1 protein-coding gene is annotated in these 1,926 nt (G+C 28.7%); it reads right to left on the bottom strand.

Annotation, left to right across the window (positions count from 1 at the left end):
* Nucleotides 1-141: 141 nt before the first annotated feature.
* Nucleotides 142-1,779: a TPR end-of-group domain-containing protein gene (locus tag DNU06_RS17370; protein WP_111064771.1), complete on the bottom strand. Its 1,638-nt coding sequence runs from the start codon at nucleotides 1,777-1,779 to the stop codon at nucleotides 142-144.
* Nucleotides 1,780-1,926 lie beyond the last annotated feature (147 nt).

The raw sequence follows: 1,926 nt of genomic DNA, 5'->3' as shown, positions 1-1,926 counted from the left end.
AATTTCAATTGTCTCATTCTATTATACTATTAATTATTTTTAGTTATTTACCAACTTGCTATTAGCGCTAACGTTTGTGTATATTGTCGTTGCTAGCCCGAAGGGCAGCTATGCAATATACATTTTGTTAGCAATAGTATTTTATTCTGTTAGTTTAATAAAATTCGGATTATTAAATAAATTTTCTAATTCGTGATACTGTTTTGCATCCTGTTTAATGTTTACATCTAAATTAATTGCTTTCTGCATGTGCTCTAAACATTCTACGGTTTTACCTTGCTTATTTTTAATAATCGCAATTTGATAATAATTCCATGCAAAATCATGTTCTTCATTTTGAGAATCAAAAACTTTAATTGCTTCTTCAAATTTACCTGTAGACTTAAAGAATAAGCCCTTTTGATAGCCAATATTATATTTTTCATTTTCGTTCTCTTCCTGGAACATGTCAAACTTCGTCAATATGTCCTTTTCATTCATAAACTGTTGACAAATTTGAATAATCATATTAATTGAATTCATCCTTTCTGTTGAATTCAATCTGTTTTTTTCTATTAAGTATATTTTCTCTGCGACGATTAATGCTTCTGAAAAGTTCTTCTCAGAATATAACGTATTTACTCTATTTTTAAGGGCATATATATTGTTTGGTTCAATTTCTAGTATTTTGTCATTCTCAGATTTAGTATCGGTTGTTTTGTTAGTATCTGCCTGTAATGCAAGTCTGCATTGCAAAGCACTGGTGTCTTCTGGGTTAAACTTTAAATATTCATCATAAGATCTGATGGCATTTTCTTTGTCTCTGTGAAATAGAAAATCAGCTTTATATTTTAGAAATTGAATATCTTTAGTTTCTTCAAATCTAGAATTGAAAAAACTAAGAGCGGTTGTCTTGTTTTCTTTAAAGTAGTGAATATTTGGAATTACGCTATGAATAGAAACATCTTCAGGAAATTGTTTAGTCATTTTCAAGTATAAATCTTTAGCTTCTTTTTCAAAACCTAACTCAACAAGAATTCCTATTTTACTTAAATGTGGCCCATGAATTTCTTCTTTATTAGGAGCTAAATCAATCACTCGATTTAGTAGGTCAAGAGCAGCTTTAAACTCACCATCTCTGACTTTGCACTGAGACAAAGCAAATAAAGCATCAAGATCATTACTATCTATTTCGACAATTTTTTCATAACACTTTTTTTCTTCTTTGTAATTATTTACAGTTTCGCAAGTGATTGCTTTGTTTTCATATAAGACTTTATTTAATGGATCTAACTCAATTGCTTTATTAATATTTTTAAGCGATTCTTCATAATTATCCATTTCGTGATTTAGAGCACTTAAGTTGACATATGAACCAACAAAACTGGGATCGATTAGGATACATTTGTTAAAAAGATCTATTGCATTTTGTGATTTCCCTTTTTTGCTTTGGAAAGTGGCAAATGAAAATAATTTATCTAAAATATTTTTTGTTTGTTCTTTACTAGCTTTTCCACTTAATATTTCTTCTAAAGATTTATCAGAAATACCAAATTCCGTATGTTCAAGTTTGGATTCTGTCTCTTTTACTATTAAATTCATAGCTTTTTTTAATATTATTTCAACCTGCACTTCATTTAATCCAATTTTTTTTAATTCTCTAATAGCATCATTTGAATTGTTACTTTCTTTAAGTTTCCACACGGCTAAAGCATAACAATGTTGTTGAAATTGTTCTGAATTGAATTCTGAATCTTCAATTCCAGAATTCTTTTTCTTTAGAAAATCGAATATTCCCATAGTAAGTGTTCTATTATTGCTAACGGCCGGCTATATTTCTGTTTGCATTACCTTGCACAAAGTAACTTGATAACCGCCAAGGCATTGTTTAGGCTAAATTAATTATTTTAGACTATCTAAACCATGTTTTGGCGCTATTTTATTAAT

It is taken from the genome of Putridiphycobacter roseus (genome assembly GCF_003234935.1).
GTDB lineage: Bacteria > Bacteroidota > Bacteroidia > Flavobacteriales_D > Crocinitomicaceae > Putridiphycobacter > Putridiphycobacter roseus.
The sequence above is the reverse complement of the archived record's forward strand: the minus strand, read 5'-3'. Positions and strand labels throughout refer to the sequence as shown.